Here is an 18948-nt window from a genome sequence, read left to right on the forward strand (position 1 = left end):
GATATACATAAAATTGACTTGAATTTAATTTACATTAGAAAGAAATAACACAGGGGCATTTCATATGTTAAAACAACTTTTAGCCGTATCCGTTATAGGCTCAGCATTACTTTTTACAGCATGTACCACAACACCATCTGCTGAAAAGCAACAACAAGCACTTAATCAATTGCAAAATAAAACTTGGATTTTGACACATATTGGCGCAACAGAATTTAAGACCGACCCTACTGCACACAATGTTCCAAGTATTCAATTTGATGCAGCATCTAGTCGTTTGAGTGGTGCAGATGGTTGTAACCGTTTTATGGGTGCATATAGCATTAAAGCTGACAAAATTAGCTTGAGTGAAGTTGCAACTACACAAATGATGTGTGTGAATACTCAAGAACTTGCAAATCGCTATAATGCTGCCTTGGCAAAAGTCGCGGCATTCCAAGTCTATGACAAAACGCTTCGCCTACTCGATGAGAATGGTAATCCAGTATTGCAGTATGAGTCTGCAATACAACCGCGTTAACAGTTAAGCAACCATTTCACTGGTTGCTTTTTTCATTCTACACCCCATTATTTCAGTCATTGCAACTCAATAAGGTGAATCCCATGCAACAAGCTTTGCTCGGTGGCGGATGCTTCTGGTGTGTTGAAGCAGTTTTCCTTCAACTCAAAGGTGTCACTAAAGTCGTGAGTGGTTATGCGGGTGGGTATACGGCCAATCCAAGCTATGAGGACATTTGCAAAGGAGACACCCATCACGCAGAAGTGGTTTTAGTGGATTTTGATGAAAGTCAAATTAGCTTTGCTCAATTGCTTGATGTATTTTTTGCAACACATGATCCAACCACACTCAATCGCCAAGGTAATGATATAGGTACGCAATATCGCTCTGTCATTTATTATTTTAATGAAGAACAGCGCCAGATTGCAGAGAAAGCGATTCAACAGTTAAAAGCAGAAGGTTTAGATATTGTTACAGAACTAAGCTCAGTACCGACCTTCTACCCTGCTGAAGAATATCATCAAAATTTCTTTGCTCGTAACCCGACTCAGGGCTACTGCAATTTTAGTATCCCACCAAAACTTTTAAAGCTTCGCTCTAAATTTGAAGGTTTACTCAAAGACTAATACAGGTATAAAAAAAGCGACCTTATGGTCGCTTTTCTCATGTTAATCAGTTAATTATCTGTGGCAAAGGCAATGTCAGCAAGCCCGGCTTCGCTTGCACGTGACATCACTTGAGCAACAGTATCGTAACGTGATTCTTTATCTGCTTTAAGAATAATTGTCGGTTGTTGTGCTGAACCACCGGCATCGTTAAATCTTTTTTGCAATTCATCTAAGCTGATAATTTCTGAATCCCATGCAATCTCACCCTGTGAGTTAATGCTTACTTGAATCGATTCAGGTGGCGGATCAATGATATCCGCTGTCGTTTTTGGTAAAGTTAATGGAATTGATGGGTTAGCAACGGTCGCTGTCACCAAGAAGATGATCATCAAAACCAACATAATGTCAATTAACGGGATGAGGTTCATCTCCGTCATGCCTGTATCGTTGTCTTCACCCAATTGAAAAGCCATTAAGCTTGACCTCCAACGTAACTTTCTTGAGTCGCTTTCACTTCAACTTTTTGCGCAGAAGAATCTTGTTGCAGCATCGTGTCGATTAACAGACTGTGAGCATGATCTTGTAGTTCATTACTTAATGTACGATTAAAGCGAATACAAATGTTGTATGCGATCACTGCTGGAATAGCAACTGCCAAACCAATACCAGTCATAATCAGGGCTTCACCCACAGGTGTTGCCACTTGTGCAAGTCCTGCTTGACCGCTTTTACCTACTGCAACCAATGCATGGAAAATTCCCCATACTGTACCAAATAGCCCTACAAACGGTGCAAGTGAGGCAATTGTTCCGAGTACAGCAACACCTTTTTCAGCAGATGCTTTTTCCAAAGCAATCTGACGCAATAAAGCTTGCTCAGCAACAGCTTTACGTTGTTCAAATCCCAAAGGAGCGAGTTTTGCTTTCAATCCTGCTAATGCTTTAGAGAGTTGAGCATAAGCAACTTCTTTCAGTTGACGTGTTCCCATCACACGTAAAACGACAATTGTCCATGTCGCAATAGACATTGCGAGTAAAACGAAATAAAGCGTCTTACTGACTGCATCAGCATGTTGCCAATAAACTGAAAAGTTCATACTCGAACTCCTAATAAAAGTTAGCCGTTAGAATTCAACTTAAGTTCAAATGGTTGTTCCGCCCTAAACGGATAAGCCACGCCATTTTCCTTATAAGGTCTGAATTTTGCATTACGCACTGAGCGTAAAATCTTTTGATCAAGCGAATCAATTCCACTTGATTTTGTGATTCTGGCATTCACTACATTACCGTTAGTGTCCGCTTCAATCGATACTACAACAGTACGATCAGAACCTTGTAAATCTCGGTTGGTATATGATGGCTTCGGTGTACGAGACCATGATATTTGCCCAATACTTAAATTCTTTGGTGTATTACGTGCTTGCTGCTCACGACGTTCTTGTTCGCGTCTTTCATTTTCCAAGCGCTCACGTTCTTGTTGCTCACGTAGCTGTTGGTCACGCAATGCTTGCTCACGTCGCTGCTGTTCAAGCAACTCACGATTTTTACGTTCTTGCTCTAAACGCTGTTGTTCCTGCTTTTGCTTTTCTAATTTATCTTCTTGAACAATTGCTTTTTGTTCGACAGGTTTAGGCTTTTCAGCAATGACTTTGGGTTTAACCACAGGAGGTGGTTCAACGACTTTAGGTTCTGGTTTTGGTTGAACTTGAGGTTTCACAGGTTCAACAGGCGGTGGCGCATCCTCTTTAATCTGAACAAAACGAACCTTAATTGGGTCTTTATCAATAGGTTTTAATTCAGGTGTTTTCATCTGACTCACGGCAAATAAAACACCAATATGCCCGATCACCACTGCAATGAGCGAAGTAAGCACTTTCTTTTTCATTGAGATTGGATTTTGCATCATAGGAATGGGAGATGGGCTCATTAAAATTTATGACCTGATATACATTGACGCTGTCTTCATAAGGAAGATTTCAATCAAACTTATCGGTTAGTACAATTAAAGTACGCCAATAATAAATGAGAAGTGTTTTCATTTGCAACTATTAATTCTGCAGTTTTGATGAGTTTTTTTGATCATCAATAAAAAAGGCATGCTCATGCATGCCTTAATAAATCAGTGATATTTAATTAAAAATCACTGGAATACCACAGTTTTATTACCATCAACAATGATACGGTCTTCTAAATGCCACTTAACAGCACGCGCCAAGACATTACGCTCAACGTCTTGACCTAATTCACGTAATTGATCAACTGTAAAATCATGGCTGACACGCTCAACATCTTGTTCAATAATCGGGCCTTGATCCAAATCAGCTGTCACATAATGCGCTGTCGCACCAATCAGCTTTACGCCTTTTTCATACGCTTGCTTATAAGGATTAGCACCCACAAAAGCTGGAAGGAAAGAATGATGAATGTTGATCACTTTCATTTCCCACTTAGAGACGAACTCTTCATCAAGAATCTGCATATAACGTGCGAGTACAAGTAAATCATTACCTTGCATTAACTCATCAATTTTTGCATATGCTTCGCGCTTGTTCTCTTTATTGACAGGCACAACTTCAAAAGGAATACCGAAATTTTCCACAGACTCACGTAGATCTTCATGATTCGACACAACCTTAGTGATTTCACAAGGTAATCCACCACGTGCATGACGCCATAAAAGTTCAAGCAAGGCATGATCGACTTTCGATACCAAAATACCTACTTTCTTTACATCTGACACTAAAGCTAGACGCCAATGCATGTTGTAACGTTCAGCTACGTTTGTGGCGAAAGTTTGTAGAATATTTTCCTTACGGCTTTGCAAATTGTCGAGTTCAAACTCAACACGCATGAAATAACGCCCGCCCTGAGCTTCTGTTGCATATTGATCAAGCGCAGTGATGTTTGCCCCTTGATGATACAAAAAGCTCGATACAGCCTGCACGATTCCTGGTTTATCTTCGCAAGTAATCAGTAAACGTGCTGTGTTAGCAGTTGTCATATTCATGATGATTTATATCACTTAACAGTTAAATTGAAAAACAGCCGCGTATTCTAACTCTTTTTTTAATGCTTTCAAATTATCTTTGCTGAAATCAATCTTCTCGATCAGCAGAAAGACTAGCAAATAATTCAGATGTTCCCAGCGTTTCAAGCAAGCGCTCATAAGTCTGACGACTTTCACCACGTAAATAAGGACCTTCAAGAAACACCATTTGACGCAGTGCCTGCCAAACCCACTTTTCATCTAGATGGTTGGAATCTTTTAAATGACCAGACATATAGAGAAAGTTCGTCCAATTGGTTAGGACGATCCATAGGTTAATGATCAACGCTTCAATTTCAGACTCTGTCATTTGCATGAGACCTGCATTGACGAAGGCTCGATAAATCTTTTGACCTTGTTGCATCACTTTACCTGCGAAACGCGGGTAAATTTTTCTAAAGTCATCATTATTTTCGGTTAAATGATATACATCACGATGCAGAAAACGATAGGCCCATAACTGACTACTGAGTACTTGAAAGTATCGGATTTTATCATTGGCATTTACATCACGGTCTTCTGGCAATGCTAGCAGCTCTAAAGTTGCATGCTGATATTGCTCCATCAACTCTTTAATGATCTCTTGCTTGTTACGAAAGTGATAATAGAGATTACCAGGGCTAATACCTAACTCTGCTGCGATATGGTTAGTTGTGACAGATCGCTCTCCACGTTCGTTAAAGAGTTGCAAACTAATTTGCAAGATTCGGTCTTTGGTTTTTAACGTTTTGGAATGCGACATCCTAATACCATCTATAACAAGAATAATGACGTTTAGCCCAAGCTAACATAAAAGTGACTTGACTTTTAGAGTATTTACTCTAAAAATAAAAATCACATCAACCCTTACATTAGTGGTACTGGTCATGAACAGTCAAACAAAAACAAATTTAATGACGACTGAAGCATCGGAAGTTCAGCATTTACATGATCTTCTAGCGCTTCAGAAAGCAGCCTATCGACGTTATCCGAACCCGACAGCAAAACAGCGTATTGAACGTTTGGCTCGTCTTAAAGCAGTTTTGATTAAATATCAGGACCAAATTGCAGAAGCAATTAGCCAAGATTATGGTAATCGTTCGGTTTCTGAAACGAAAATTGGTGAACTACTCACTTCACTCGAACAAATCAAATATTACAGCAAACATTTAACAGAGTGGATGAAGCCTTCTAAACGCCATATCGGTATTTTACATCAACCTGCAAAAGGTTGGGTTCAGTATCAACCTTTAGGTGTTGTCGGTATCATTTCCCCTTGGAACTACCCTTTATTATTGGCGATTAGCCCATTAGTATGTGCATTGGCAGCGGGCAACCATGCCATGATTAAAGTTTCAAGCACCTCTCATAACTTTGGCTATGTATTACAAAATGCTTTATCTGAAGCGTTCCCACAAGAGTTAGTTGCCGTTGTTACAGGTGGTGGCGTAATCTCTGACACATTCAGTCATCTTGCATTTGATAAATTAGTCTTCACAGGCTCTACCAATGTTGGTAAGACTGTGATGAAAGCAGCATCTGAAAACTTAGTTCCAGTTATTCTAGAACTTGGTGGTAAATCACCAGTTATCGTGCACCCTTCAATTGACTTAAAGGATGTCGCGGAGCGTGTTGCATTCGGTAAATTGTGGAATGCGGGTCAAACTTGTGTCGCACCAGATTATATTTTCCTACCACGTGGTAAAACTTCAGAGTTTATTCACCAGTTTGAAACTGTTGCGAAAACGATGTATCCAACATTACGTGACAACCAAGATTACACCTCTATAGTGAGCGATAAGCAAAATAAACGCTTACAAGGTTACTTAGAAGATGCGATTCAAAATGGTGCTCAAGTCACTGAAATTAACCCATTAAAAGAAGAGCTTGCTTCTGTACGTAAAATAGCGCCAACCCTTCTGACCAATATCAGCCCTGATATGGAAATTATGAAGAACGAAATCTTTGGTCCAATTTTACCAATCTTAGAATATGATCAAATAGACGAAGTTATCGAGTTTATTAATGACCGACCACGTCCACTTGCATTATACTATTTCGACTTTAACGATGCTCGAGCAGAATACGTTTCGCAACGTACTCACTCTGGACACTTTGGTCAAAACGCTGTTGTTACTCATGTTGCACAAGATGATCTACCTTTCGGTGGCGTTGGTGCATCTGGTATGGGCAGATACCATGGTCCCGAAGGCTTCTTCAGTTTATCAAATGAACGCTCAGTCATGTCTATTCCAAAGCTATTCAGCTTGAAATACGTACTGCCTCCGTTTAATAGACCGATCCCTAGTCTTATCCGTAAAGCCTTTCTTCGTTAAATGATCAAGGCATGATCTATCACAACAGGTCATGCCCTGTTTTTATCAATTTCGCTTGTCTTTTAAGCGTATTTTTGATATAAAACGCCCCTTGAATGAATTCAATCCGTTTTATTTTGACTGGCCATACAGATTTGCTGTTGGCTAAATCAATGGAGTTACACCATGTCTAAGGTTTGCCAAGTTACCGGCAAGCGTCCAGTCGTTGGTAACAACGTCTCACACGCCAACAACAAAACTAAGCGCCGGTTCGAGCCGAACCTGCACCACCACCGTTTTTGGTTAGAAAGCGAAAAACGTTTCGTACGTCTTCGTCTAACTACTAAAGGTATGCGTATTATCGACAAATTGGGCATCGAAAAGGTTGTTGCTGACCTACGTGCTCAAGGTCAAAAGATCTAAGGAGCAACGAAAATGCGTGATAAGATTCGCCTAGTTTCTTCTGCTGGTACAGGTTATTTCTATACCACTACTAAGAACAAACGTACTATGCCGGAAAAAATGGAAATCAAAAAATTTGATCCAAAAATCCGTCAACACGTAATCTTCAAAGAAGCTAAAATCAAATAATTTTAGTTCTTTAAAAAAATACGACCCATTGGGTCGTTTTTTTTGCCTTTTTTTTCTTCAGGTTGTTAAAATTTAATCTCAGTTTGGCATTTTTTGTGCTTATACAGCTCAAAAGCCAATTCATAATTTATAAATATTTAAGGGGTGATTAGTGCCACATGATGTAGATTTAATTATATTGCTTGCGGTTGGTTTTGGCTTAGCCCTTATTTTTGGCTTTATCGCCGCACGTTTACGTCTACCCCCTCTCGTTGGCTATCTCATTGCCGGCATTATTATTAGTCCCAAAACCCCCGGTATCGTCGCCGACATCACATTAGCTAATCAACTCGCAGAACTGGGTGTCATGTTTTTGATGTTCGGTGTCGGGATGCACTTTTCACTGAAAGATTTAATGCAAGTTCGGCGTATTGCAGTCCCTGGTGCAATTTTACAAATCACAGTGGCCACCATCCTCGGGATTGGCGTTTCTATGCTATGGGGATGGAGTTTTGGGTCAGCATTGGTGTTTGGCTTAAGCTTATCTTGTGCGAGTACTGTGGTACTCCTGAAAGCTTTGGGTGACCGAGGCTTACTGGATTCAGTCAATGGAAAAATTGCTGTGGGATGGCTACTCGTCGAAGACCTAGTTATGGTGCTCGCTTTAGTTTTATTACCCGCTACAGCTGTACTCCTCGGCGGAACAGCACTCGAAGGCGCCAATCCAGATCAAAATGTCTTTGTGACTTTAGGAATAACCTTACTTAAAGTTGCCGGCTTTATTGCCTTTATGCTGATTATAGGTAAGCGGCTCATTCCTAAAATCATTCAGTTTGTCGTACGCTTAGGTTCTCGCGAGCTATTTACATTGACTGTGGTTGCAGCAGCCGTATCCATTGCCTATGGTTCGTATGCAGTTTTTGGCGTTTCAATGGCATTAGGTGCATTCTTTGCTGGGATGGTGGTTAAAGAGTCTGACTTCAGTCATCGTGCTGAAGAAGAAACGTTACCACTGCGTGAGATATTCTCCATCCTATTCTTCGTCTCTGTCGGAATGTTGTTTGACCCAACAATTATCGTTGAAGAACCACTTCACATTCTGGCTGTGATTGGCATTATCATGATCGGAAAAACATTAGCAGCAATGGCGCTGGTTTTGTTCTTCCGCTATCCATTAAATACTGCACTTACAGTAGGTGCCTCACTCGCTCAAATCGGTGAGTTCTCCTTTATCTTGGCAACACTCGGTCTATCTATAGGACTATTAACCCCTGAAGCTCAAAACTTGATTTTAGCCGGGGCATTATTTTCTATTTCGCTCAATTCTGTTTTATTTTCAGCCATTGAACCCGTACAGAAATGGATTCGTGAGCGCTCGCATTTGGCTCGTTTGCTTGAACGTAGTGGTGATCCATTGGCGATGTTACCTGACGAGGTCTCACAGGACTACCTGCGCGATCAAGTGGTCATGGTCGGTCATGGAGAAGTTGGACGTCGCTTAACGAAAACACTGATGGAAAATAACATCAAAGTGGTGATTGCTGAAGAAAATCGAGAAATTGTTGAAAAACTACGTGCAAAAGATATTGCTGCAGTATCAGGTTCAGCAACAGAACCTGGCGTATTAATTCAAGCACATATTCAACATGCGAGGCTTTTAATTATCTCGCCGATGGATATTTTAGATATTCATAAGATTGTAGATACTGCCAAACTTCTGAATCCACAGATTCAAGTTTTGATCTGTGCGGAAAGTAAAGAAGAAGCTGAAGCAATACGTGCAGATGAAATTGGTGAAGTGTATTACGCGAAGGAAGAAATGGCGAAGAACATGAGTAATCATATTCTAAATCAAATTGAAATCGCACATCATCATGCACCCTCTCACTAAGTAAAATAAAAACCGCGCTATTTGCGCGGTTTTTTCTTAGCTATAAAACTGTGGTTTTTCATCTACGACTTCCGCATGCCATTCATTCGATTGTTTTTCGAGAAGTGCAAATAACGCAGCCTGAATCATGTGTTGGGCAATCAAAGGCATATAATCACCTAATAAAGCTTTCACTTCATCATTAAATTGAATTTTCACAAGTGGCTCATCTTCAGATGCAGCGTGACGAAGCGCTAACTCGCCATTCTCAAGTTGCACCAATTCTAAAATTGCTTCTTGTGTTCCGAATAATTCTTTCAATTGCTCTATAGACATATACCCTCCATGATTCACATGGTGGCAAAATGCTGAATGCACTTTGCATTGCTTAGACTATTTTATATAAGTTCTAAAATTTATATTTCAAGTCTAATCATTTAAAACTGTCATGATTACAATTAAAACTCAACCATTTCGTTACGAAAACCGTCAATAAGATGGGTTAAGTCACGATGCCACTCTCGAAGAATTTGAGTGTCTGGCAACCACGCTTGAGGTGTCTGCGTGACTTTAATAATAAGATTTGAAGAAGTCTCATCCTCAGGTTCTGGTGCACTTGGTTCAGGTGCATACTGGCACATACGATAAGCGCGCTTTAGTTCTGCAATAAAACCATCCTTTGCAAGATGCTGTAACACGGTGATTTCTGGAGAAATTTGCCCTTTAGCGGCCATATGCTCTTCAATAGATTTTAATGTCGGTGAAAAATCATTTAAACGGTAATAACGCACCAACTCTTGCAAAAATGCCAAGACCGCTCCATGCAAATGAAAGACTGCCGCTTCACGATGGGCTTGAGCTTGTTGAATATGATCTGTCTGTTCTGCTTGCTGACATGATAGACGGGCAAAATAGAGTTTTTGATTAGTGCGATCTGCATGAAAACGAGCAACACGAGACATGAAAACTTCCTAGCAACATTTATGTCATACAACTTAAATGTTGACGCCATATCACGCAATGCTTTTAAGAAAAAAATAAAGATTAATTTTAGATCAACAAAATTGATTGAAAGCTTGATGATTAATGCATACTGCTTAAATAAAAAAGCCAGCCAAATGCATGGCTGACCCTTTCGAATGAATCTGAGGTTATATTAGCGAACAATACCCTTAAAAATTCCTAATGGATTATAAGTCCCATCGCCTTTTTCATTGTCATAATGAAATTTGACCTGATCTTGATCACCACCTAACAGTGTTCCAGCCTTGTAAAGACCTTCTGAAATCGCAAGGAAGCCAACATCAATTGCTTGATGAACTGTACCAACACCAGGAATTAGGCTCAGTGGCTTCCAAATTGGAGCTTGAACATTCAATGTGCTCGAAAATAAGTTTGATGCGTTTTGAAGCGTGTCACCGATTAACGTACCTGCACCTGATACGATTTCTGTTTCTAGATGATTTAATTCTTGAATAGACATTTTTATAACCTTTGGGGTTTTATAATGGAGCTTTTATACTACACACTTCACTCAAACCTATTCAATCTATTATTAAGATATAATTCACAATAATTTGTATATAAATGTGATTTTAAGTGTATGTTTTTAATAAAATATTAATATATAACAGAAATATATTTCAAAAATATGTCAATTCTTGAAAGTACAAAAGTCGGTCAAAAAAGCTAAAAAAGATTTATATTTATTAGTGAAATTAAATAAAATAACAAATAAAAAGGAGCAATAACTGCTCCTACTTTATTTAGACATCAAGTTATGCTTCTGGCCTTTCGTCTGCAGCTTTTACTCGAATACCTGCACCTTTAACTTTACGGGTGTTCAGCCCCTTAATTGCTTTCACAGCTTCACGGCCATGTGGCATTTCAACAAAGGCAAACCCTTTCGATTTTCCTGTTGCAGCATCTAACACCAATGTACATGAGTCTACTGTTCCAAACTGCTGAAATAACTCCAGAATCTCAGCTTCAGTAATGCTGCGCTCTAAGTTACGAACTAAAATTTTCATGAAAAAACCTTAAGAAGATAGGCAAAAAAACCAAAAAGTACGCGCCTACTCTACTTTTTGTATGAAACAATCTAGATAGTTTAATCGAGATCAATCCCAAAATCTAAATTAATCGACTGTCGCTCAATCAAAGCACTCTTAACTGTTTGCTGCCTGGTTTTATAATGTGTTTCACTTGTACACAAATGTCTTGAAAGATCATTAAGAAAATAGCTTTCAACTTTTCGTCCTTGCTCATCGACTTGTTCCCTTGCCCACGTCACCAAATTTTGCTTGGTTAAAATCAATTCATTTTGTGCACGGGTAAGTGCTACATAAAGCACACGACGTTCTTCTTCAACTTCATCAAAATCCCCTTGAGCTCTTGCATGTGGATACTGACCAGGTGTCACATTCGCCACGTAACAAACTTTTTGTTCAGTTCCTTTAGCAGAATGTATCGTGATCAAAGTAACAACATCAGTATCTGACTGGCGTTCGATTTCACTGATTGAAACTGGATCAAGCACGTAGGCTTCTAAAAACTCACTTAACTGAGTATGTTTTGAAGCTAACTGTTTCACCAACTCAAAGTCTCCTTGACGACGCCCCCAATCCTTTTTGTAATTTTCACTCAACTGAATTTCTATTGCCTGAATTGCCAAGCTTACGCAAGCTTGAACTTCAGTCTTTAACACATTCAACTGCTTCATAATGAGTAGAGCCTCAGCAGGAATACGTCCAAATTTTTCTAGTTTTTCCGCAATGACGTCATCTTGAGGGTCCTGTAACAACTGTTGCGCTAAACGGCTTGCGCCAACATCACCGACCCCATCCCAAAGCGTCAAAAACCGCATCCATGCAATATCGTCTGAAGGATTGGCAATGACCCGTAGTAAACTCAGTAAATCCTTAACATGCGCAGTTTCAAGAAGTTTCATACCACCAATAAACCGATATGGGACATTGGCTGCAATGAAAGCTGCTTCAATATGACGAGCTGCAAAGCTTGAACGTACCAGAACCATATGATCGCGCCAAGGACTTCCCTCAAGCAAATGTCGCTCTTTAATATCTATGGCAATCCATTTTGCTTCATCAAACTCATTCGGGAAAATATGAATTTTAGGCTTTATGCCTGTACCTCGATACGCATTTAAGCGCTTGTCATATTTAATCTCACTTTGATCAAGCAACCAATTTGATAAATCTAAAATTTCTTGAGTAGATCGGTAGTTTTTTTCTAATTTAAAGATCTGTGCTGCTGGCACACGCTCTTTAAAATGATGAATGTTTTCGAAATCTGCTCCACGAAAACCATAAATCGATTGAGCATCATCCCCGACACAAAACAAACTTACTCGATCCTTTAAAGGCTCTAATAGCGCCCATTGCAATGGATTAGTGTCTTGCATTTCATCCACAAGCATATGTCTGCAAATCGAGGCCACATAATCGACTAGACCCTCAGACTGTGCTAAAGCTGATGCCACGATCGCAAGAATATCGTCATAATCAAGAAAGCTACGTGCCTGCTTTCGAGTTTCATATTCTTTCATGATTTCTGCAATCAGGTCTTTCATTGCTAAGAATTCAGGCATTTGCTTTTCTATGGCAACACTTAGCTTTTGACGCGTATTTCTAGCATATGAATACAGATCGCATAATTCAGCAGGCTTCGGGAGCTGATTGGGATTCTTCTTATCATCTTTACCACGTATCAAACGAAACATCATGAGTTGATCATCACGATCAATAATTGAGAATTGCGCTAAGCCGAAAGCTTTTGGTATACGACGCAGCAAGTACATACAAAAAGTATGGAATGTTGATGCTCGTAATCCTTTTGCTTGTTCACCGAGTGCCAATTCGACACGCGCCACGATTTCACTGGCAGCACGACGCGTAAACGTCAAAATTTGAATTTGATTGGCGGGTACACCTTGATCAATGAGATAAGCAGCACGTGCCACAATCGTTTTGGTTTTACCACAGCCCGCACCCGCCAACACCAAACTATGTAAGGCTTCTGTGGTTGCAGCTTGTTTTTGTTGAAGATTTAATTCATCAATCAGGCTGTCTAAACTCATCGCTACTCATCAATTTTACATTAACAATAGTTTAACAGAGCTAGATTTAGAAAATACAAACACGCTTCAGTTTTAAACCTCAAAGCCCACTTACATAGAGAATTAGATATACTGCCTTACGATATTTTGTACCGTTAAATCTAAATTCTGAACTGCATTTTTCAAGGATTCTGACAAACTTTGATCCAGTGGATTAATACTACAGATGTGATGAAACCCTTGTTCGTACAATGATTCCACCCCTTCACCAACTCTACCAGCGAATGCAAATACAGGCTTGTTGTGCCAATATGCGACTTGAGCAACGGCAAATGGGGTTTTACCAAATTGAGTCTGAGTATCAATTTTCCCTTCACCCGTAAATACATAATCAGCTTGCGCAATTTTTTCAGCCAATTGAGTTTCCTCAATGATTAATTCAGCACCCGATCGAATATCTGCGCCTGTAAATGCCATCAAACCAAATCCCAAACCACCTGCTGCACCAGCACCAGATCGATGACGTAAATCGACTAAAAGCTGCTGCTCTACCACCCCTGCAAAGTGCGATAAGTTAAGGTCTAATACTTGCACCATTTCAGGTGTAGCCCCTTTTTGCGGACCAAAAATATACGATGCGCCAAGTGGACCACATAATGGATTGTTTACATCTGAAGCGATAACAATTTCTGTTTTAGTCAATCTTGGGTCGAGTTGTGTCACATCAATGGAATCGATTTGGTTTAAGTTTCCACCTGTTGGCTCAAATGCTTCATGATATTGATTAATAAATTTCACGCCCAAAGCATGCGCCATACCAGCACCACCATCATTGGTCACACTCCCACCTAATCCGATGATAATCTTTTTCACACCGAATTCGAGAGCTGCGACAATCAGTTGCCCTGTCCCTACAGTATTAGTGAACAAAGGATTTCTTAAATGAGGTGGTATTAAATGAATGCCATTGGCTTTCGCCATTTCAATGACTGCTGTTTGTCCCTGATCAATTAATCCAAAATGAGTCATGACACGCTGATCAGCGAATGGACCTTGTACTTCGCACGCGATTTTTAATCCTGATTTTGCCATGACCAATGCATCAATGGTTCCTTCACCACCATCTGCCATTGGATTCAAAATACATTGTGCATCGGGTAAGACTTTATGGATTGCATTTTTCATAATCATGCATACCTGCTCAGCAGGCATGCTTTCTTTGAAAGAGTCGGGAGCCAAAATAAAAGTTTCTATCCTTTGCTGCATACTTTATTGCTATTCTCATATTTAAATTAATTCAGATACTTATTTATTACATTGAGATTTTCAATTTTTCAAATAGAACCCTTATATATATTGTAATAAACTTACAATTCCCCAAAAAAAATAACGGTATAACAATGCAAAAATATCAAATATTTAAAAAAACTTTCGTGCTGTGTACATTCATTTTTGTATGTAATCAAGCTACCAGCTCGTCTGCAACCAATTCACACAGTAGTGAAAATATTCAATTATCAGCACTTTCAGCCAAATGGAAATGTACTGAAGAAATGGATTACATGGGTTATGCTGCGAAAAGCGAAATAGTGTCTGAGTTCAAACCAAATGGTCAATATTTTGAAAAAAATCAAATGACCTTTATTAAAGATAACGAGAAAGCAATTGCTTATACCCAATCTGAAGCTCAATGGAGTTTACAAGAACATATACTCACAATTGATCAAAATAAATTACTGAAATTTGAAATGGACAATGCTCAAGTTGAAGAGCAATTAAACCTTAAATCAGCTTTAGCTGATCCTGATACTGTGAAATTACTAATTAAAGAACTCGATAACAAAGAAATGATTGCGAATTTCATTCTATTTGATACAGAAATAGAAAATCTCTCAAGAGTATGTGTAAGACAATAAATTTAATGTCATAAAAAAATGCTGACCTAAGTCAGCATTTTCTGTTATTTAAACGTTAAGCTTCAATCCATTTACCATCTTGGTAAATCAAAGACCATTTCGTTTGTTTACCTTCAGGCGTTTCAGAACCAATATATTGCGCTTGATTTTTACGACTAAACTTCACTAAAGTTGGGTTTCCATCAGGGTCAGTATCTGGCGCTTGCAGAATAAACTGATACTTTGGATCTAGCTGTTGAGCAACCGTACGCAATTCCGCAACCTTAGGAGCACGAGTTTCACGTACTTTAGGGAATTTACTTGCTGCTAAGAATAAGCCTGCTGCTCCATCACGTAATACGAAAAAGTCGTCGTGTTTCGTTGAGCGCAAATGTTCCATTTTAATCGGGTCGACACGAGGAGGTGCTGGTTGACCGTTCTTCAATACTTTACGTGTATTTTCACAGCTTGTGCAGGCAAAATAAGGACCAAAACGCCCTGTCTTTAACTGCATCTCACCATCGCATTTGTCACATGGAATTGTTGGACCATCGTACCCTTTAATTTTGAACTCACCTTCTTCAAGCTCAAAACCTTCGCAGTCTGGATTGTTCCCACAGATATGAAGTTTACGACCACCATCAATAACATAGCTATCCATTGCTGTTTCGCAAATTGGGCAACGTTTTTTCGACATTAAATCTGCGGTTTCTGCAGACTCATCATCAGATAATGCGGCCAAGGACTCTACTGGCGTTAAGTTAAGTGTACCTTTACAACGTTCTTTCGGTGGTAAGTTATAGCCAGAACAACCTAAGAATACACCTGTGGTACCGGTACGAATCTGCATCGGACGATCACATTCTTTACAATGCACAGCATCAACTTCAACAGGCTGATTACGGCGCATGCCATTTTCACCCTGTGCAGTAGTCAGACGTTTCTTAAAATCACCATAGAAACTATCTAATAACTCTTTCCAATTACGCTCACCATCTGCAACTTTATCCAGTTGACCTTCTAGATCTGCAGTAAATGCATAATTCATTAAGTTGTTAAAACTTTCGTCCAAACGATCTGTAACGATTTCACCCATCTTCTCTGCATAGAGACGACGGTTATCCAATTTCACATAGCCACGATCTTGGATCGTTGAAATAATCGCTGCGTAAGTTGAAGGACGACCAATGCCTTTTTTCTCAAGCTCTTTCACTAATGATGCTTCTGTAAAACGTGCAGGTGGTTTAGTGAAATGTTGAGAAGGATCTAACTTTTGAAGTTGCAGAACTTCACCCACTTTCACAGCAGGCAGTAAAACATCATCATCCGACTTGTTCTGGCCACGTACTTTCGTAAAGCCATCAAATACCAAAGTACGACCTTTAGCTTTAAGTTCTACACCGTTTGCATCGACCAAGATTGTCGAAGACAAATATTCAGCAGGTGTCATTTGACATGCAACAAACTGACGCCAAATCAGATCATATAGACGCTGAGCATCGCGATCTACGCCCGCAAGCTGATCACCCTTCAACGCGACGTTTGATGGACGAATCGCTTCATGGGCTTCTTGCGCACCTGCTTTATTTCCAAAACGGTTTGGCTTTGCAGGAAGATATTTTTCACCATACTCGGTTTCGATATGTCCACGTACCATATTGACCGCATCATCACTCAAGAATGTAGAGTCGGTACGCATATAGGTAATATAACCTGCCTCATACAAGCGCTGTGCCATCGTCATTGTTTTCTTTACAGAGAAACCAAGTCGAGTACTTGCTGCTTGTTGTAAGGTCGATGTGATATAGGGTGCGCTCGGATTAACTTTGGTCGGTTTATCTTCACGGGCAGCAACTTTAAATTCAGCTTCTTTTAAAACATCCAATAAAGCATCTGTTTGTGCTTTGTTTTGAAGTTTTAATGTCTTACCTGACTGTTTGACTGCTTCTAAACGAATATCATCTTTTTTAGATTTGGTATCTGCAAAAACTTGCCAATATTCTTCAGGAATAAAAGCACGAATTTCTCGCTCACGCTCTACCACAAGTTTCGCAGCAACTGACTGTACACGACCCGCAGATAAACCACGTGCGATCTTCTCCCACAATAGTGGTGAAATCATAAAGCCAACAATACGATCAAGGAAACGGCGTGCTTGTTGTGCATTGACTTTATCAATGTCTAAACGAGCAGGCTGTTTAAATGCTTCTTGAATGGCATTTTTAGTAATTTCGTTGAAAACCACACGTCTATAACGAGAGTCATCACCACCAATGACTTCTTTTAAATGCCAAGCAATTGCTTCTCCTTCGCGGTCCAAATCGGTTGCGAGATAGACCTCGTCAACCTGCGAAGCAAGCTTTTTCAGTTCTGAAACAACATTTTCTTTACCAGGAAGCACTTCATAGTGTGCTTTCCAACCGTGCTCAGGGTCTACCCCCATACGATTAATCAGTGCCTGTTGAGCTTTTTCAGCTTTCTCTTCAGCAGTCTGTTTGGTACGTGTTACTGGTTTCTTTTCCGTACTTTTTGAAGCACCTGTTGGTAAGTCACGGACATGACCCACAGATGATTTCACAATGTAGTTTGAACCTAAGTATTTATTAATGGTCTTCGCTTTAGCAGGCGACTCGACGATCACTAAAGCACGTTTTTTTCCAGCTTCTGACGATTGAGCTGTAGCGCTTTTGGATGTGGACTTAGGAGCATTCGCCATAGTGAACCGTTATTCCTATAAGATTAAAAAAATTAAATTTCAGCCAATTTATGTAAAAGTGCTTTCATTTCATCAAGTTGTGTAGCGTGAAGATCTTCTTCTTCATTCCAGTACAAACCGACGCAATTAGACTGCATATCAATAGCATAAATCCCTTTTAATGCAATGGGGAAATCATTAAATTTCTCATTTCCGTGAACAACATTGAGTTTTTCATTTTCAACCAAAGCGCGCATTAAAGGTAGGCGACCATCAGGAATGATAACGCTGTAATACGCCACCATACTGGCACGATTTTCTGATGCCATTGGAATATTGGTCCATGAAGGTGCAGCAATCAAACGCGGGTGTAATCCCATTTTTCGCGCTTTCTCACGCATGATCCCCAAAGCTTTTTCTCTTGGATTTACACGTAATCCGAAGATCGAGCCCAGCACAAAAACAACGATAAGAATCGTTATCCAAAGTCCAGCATTTTCCATAGTTCACCTTTTGCTTCTTATATTAGAGTTGCATAAGCCGAATATAAAAGGCAAGTTCAGAATGCGTCAATTCTCCAAATTACGCTATCAGGTATAAATGACGCTTTCTTTTTATTTTCATTATTTTCATTTAAAACAAATATATAACCATTCTTTACTTTAGAAACCATAATAACTTTTCGTTTAGTATTATTAGTTAAATATAATGTTTTGTATTCTGTTGAATCTAAATATTTTTGGGCATGAACTTCACCTTGCTTACCAATATGAATAACCCAACTTAACCAACTAATGAACAGAAACATCACAAATAAAAAAACCAAATATGATTTAAATAAATTATGACTTCCTTCCTCTTTCCTACTTGAAGATTTTAGATATTGTTCATCTTCACTCAATTCTTTTTTTACATTAGACAAATGGCCATCAAAAGCTTTTATTTCTTTTAGCTTGAGAAAAATACTATGAAAAAGTAGAACAATTAAAATTGGTAAAATAAAAAATGGGAATATAAAAACAACAAAAAAAGGAATAATTTTTTTTGATCCGCCTAAAAAACACCATATCGAAAAAAGACAGACATACATAAAGTCATACAGAAAAATCAATGCTTTAGGGTACAAAACAAACGATATCGACAGTGCTAGGGATGTGATAAACACAATAAAAAAATTAAATTTATCTGAAATGACTACATATATAAAAAAATCATAGAAGTTCAAATCAAACAACGAAACATTAAAGCCTAGCGTATTGGATAACCCATCAATATACATTAGACCTGCGAAAGAAATGGAAATCGTAAAAAAGGTAACAACAAAGACCAAACGACTCAGTCGATTAAAAACTTGATCAAACATTGGTCATCACCGTATCAATTAAAATTAATAT

Annotated in this window: 21 protein-coding genes; 7 read left to right on the forward strand and 14 right to left on the reverse strand. The window is 39.2% G+C overall.

Features of this window, described 5'->3' with window-relative positions; genetic code table 11:
- Positions 1-64 precede the first annotated feature (64 nt).
- Positions 65-520 (forward strand): META domain-containing protein, encoded by a 456-nt coding sequence (locus tag AC1M9P_RS10795; RefSeq protein WP_035266743.1) that lies wholly within the window; start codon positions 65-67, stop codon positions 518-520.
- An 83-nt stretch (positions 521-603) separates the two neighbouring features.
- On the forward strand, positions 604-1125 hold the full coding sequence (msrA, locus tag AC1M9P_RS10800) for a peptide-methionine (S)-S-oxide reductase MsrA (protein WP_035266744.1): 522 nt from the start codon (positions 604-606) through the stop codon (positions 1123-1125).
- 50 nt (positions 1126-1175) lie between these two features.
- Here the strand turns inward: msrA and AC1M9P_RS10805 are convergent, their stop codons facing one another.
- From AC1M9P_RS10805 to AC1M9P_RS10825, 5 genes are all read right to left on the reverse strand, one after another.
- Complete coding sequence (locus tag AC1M9P_RS10805; RefSeq protein WP_035266746.1) at positions 1176-1580, reverse strand: ExbD/TolR family protein; 405 nt, start codon at positions 1578-1580, stop codon at positions 1176-1178.
- The gene (locus AC1M9P_RS10810) at positions 1580-2203 is read right to left on the reverse strand and encodes a MotA/TolQ/ExbB proton channel family protein (protein ID WP_180028347.1); all 624 of its coding nucleotides are present in this window, start codon (positions 2201-2203) and stop codon (positions 1580-1582) included. The genes AC1M9P_RS10805 and AC1M9P_RS10810 overlap by 1 nt, the downstream gene beginning before the upstream one ends.
- 20 nt (positions 2204-2223) lie before the next feature.
- Positions 2224-3033, reverse strand: a complete 810-nt coding sequence (locus tag AC1M9P_RS10815; RefSeq protein ID WP_481587593.1) for an energy transducer TonB — start codon at positions 3031-3033, stop codon at positions 2224-2226.
- A 213-nt stretch (positions 3034-3246) separates the two neighbouring features.
- Positions 3247-4113: a formyltetrahydrofolate deformylase gene (gene purU, locus AC1M9P_RS10820; protein WP_092766746.1), complete on the reverse strand. Its 867-nt coding sequence runs from the start codon at positions 4111-4113 to the stop codon at positions 3247-3249.
- 88 nt (positions 4114-4201) lie between these two features.
- Positions 4202-4894, reverse strand: coding sequence for a TetR/AcrR family transcriptional regulator (locus AC1M9P_RS10825; protein ID WP_035266753.1), 693 nt, complete (start codon positions 4892-4894; stop codon positions 4202-4204).
- A 124-nt stretch (positions 4895-5018) separates the two neighbouring features.
- Between AC1M9P_RS10825 and AC1M9P_RS10830 the strand changes: the two genes are divergently transcribed.
- The 4 genes from AC1M9P_RS10830 (at position 5019) to AC1M9P_RS10845 (ending at position 8907) form a co-directional block, all read left to right on the forward strand.
- Entirely contained in the window at positions 5019-6467 is a 1449-nt protein-coding gene (locus tag AC1M9P_RS10830) for a coniferyl aldehyde dehydrogenase (protein ID WP_481587594.1), read from the forward strand.
- A gap of 165 nt (positions 6468-6632) precedes the next feature.
- Positions 6633-6869: a 50S ribosomal protein L28 gene (rpmB, locus tag AC1M9P_RS10835; protein ID WP_000048256.1), complete on the forward strand. Its 237-nt coding sequence runs from the start codon at positions 6633-6635 to the stop codon at positions 6867-6869.
- 12 nt (positions 6870-6881) lie between these two features.
- A complete protein-coding gene (rpmG, locus tag AC1M9P_RS10840) occupies positions 6882-7037 on the forward strand; it encodes a 50S ribosomal protein L33 (RefSeq protein ID WP_001205031.1) in 156 nt (51 codons plus the stop codon).
- A gap of 151 nt (positions 7038-7188) precedes the next feature.
- Positions 7189-8907, forward strand: coding sequence for a cation:proton antiporter (locus tag AC1M9P_RS10845; RefSeq protein WP_179998680.1), 1719 nt, complete (start codon positions 7189-7191; stop codon positions 8905-8907).
- 36 nt (positions 8908-8943) lie between these two features.
- Here the strand turns inward: AC1M9P_RS10845 and AC1M9P_RS10850 are convergent, their stop codons facing one another.
- From AC1M9P_RS10850 to AC1M9P_RS10875, 6 genes are all read right to left on the reverse strand, one after another.
- Entirely contained in the window at positions 8944-9222 is a 279-nt protein-coding gene (locus AC1M9P_RS10850; protein WP_481587595.1) for a hypothetical protein, read from the reverse strand.
- Positions 9223-9344: 122 nt separating this feature from the next.
- Complete coding sequence (locus AC1M9P_RS10855) at positions 9345-9848, reverse strand: DUF6586 family protein (RefSeq protein ID WP_481587596.1); 504 nt, start codon at positions 9846-9848, stop codon at positions 9345-9347.
- Positions 9849-10042: 194 nt separating this feature from the next.
- Positions 10043-10369 (reverse strand): hypothetical protein, encoded by a 327-nt coding sequence (locus tag AC1M9P_RS10860; RefSeq protein ID WP_035266764.1) that lies wholly within the window; start codon positions 10367-10369, stop codon positions 10043-10045.
- Positions 10370-10664: 295 nt separating this feature from the next.
- Entirely contained in the window at positions 10665-10916 is a 252-nt protein-coding gene (locus AC1M9P_RS10865) for an RNA recognition motif domain-containing protein (RefSeq protein WP_481587597.1), read from the reverse strand.
- 80 nt (positions 10917-10996) lie between these two features.
- Positions 10997-12985 carry an ATP-dependent helicase gene (locus AC1M9P_RS10870; protein ID WP_481587598.1) on the reverse strand — a complete coding sequence of 663 codons (1989 nt, stop codon included), beginning with the start codon at positions 12983-12985 and terminating at the stop codon, positions 10997-10999.
- Positions 12986-13087: 102 nt separating this feature from the next.
- On the reverse strand, positions 13088-14230 hold the full coding sequence (locus AC1M9P_RS10875) for a glycerate kinase family protein (protein WP_481587599.1): 1143 nt from the start codon (positions 14228-14230) through the stop codon (positions 13088-13090).
- Between the two features lie 134 nt (positions 14231-14364).
- Here AC1M9P_RS10875 and AC1M9P_RS10880 point away from each other — a divergent pair, with 134 nt between their 5' ends.
- Positions 14365-14880: a hypothetical protein gene (locus AC1M9P_RS10880; RefSeq protein WP_481587600.1), complete on the forward strand. Its 516-nt coding sequence runs from the start codon at positions 14365-14367 to the stop codon at positions 14878-14880.
- A 55-nt stretch (positions 14881-14935) separates the two neighbouring features.
- Here AC1M9P_RS10880 and topA read toward each other — a convergent pair whose 3' ends face one another.
- Genes topA through AC1M9P_RS10895 form a run of 3 tightly spaced genes read right to left on the reverse strand, consistent with a single transcriptional unit; the run spans position 14936 to position 18917 of the window.
- Positions 14936-17575 (reverse strand): type I DNA topoisomerase, encoded by a 2640-nt coding sequence (topA, locus tag AC1M9P_RS10885; protein WP_481587601.1) that lies wholly within the window; start codon positions 17573-17575, stop codon positions 14936-14938.
- 32 nt (positions 17576-17607) lie between these two features.
- The gene (locus AC1M9P_RS10890) at positions 17608-18057 is read right to left on the reverse strand and encodes an ammonium transporter (protein WP_481587602.1); all 450 of its coding nucleotides are present in this window, start codon (positions 18055-18057) and stop codon (positions 17608-17610) included.
- A 56-nt stretch (positions 18058-18113) separates the two neighbouring features.
- On the reverse strand, positions 18114-18917 hold the full coding sequence (locus AC1M9P_RS10895; protein WP_481587603.1) for a hypothetical protein: 804 nt from the start codon (positions 18915-18917) through the stop codon (positions 18114-18116).
- Positions 18918-18948 lie beyond the last annotated feature (31 nt).

The sequence above is a fragment of the Acinetobacter sp. 25-47-122 genome, from assembly GCF_056779695.1.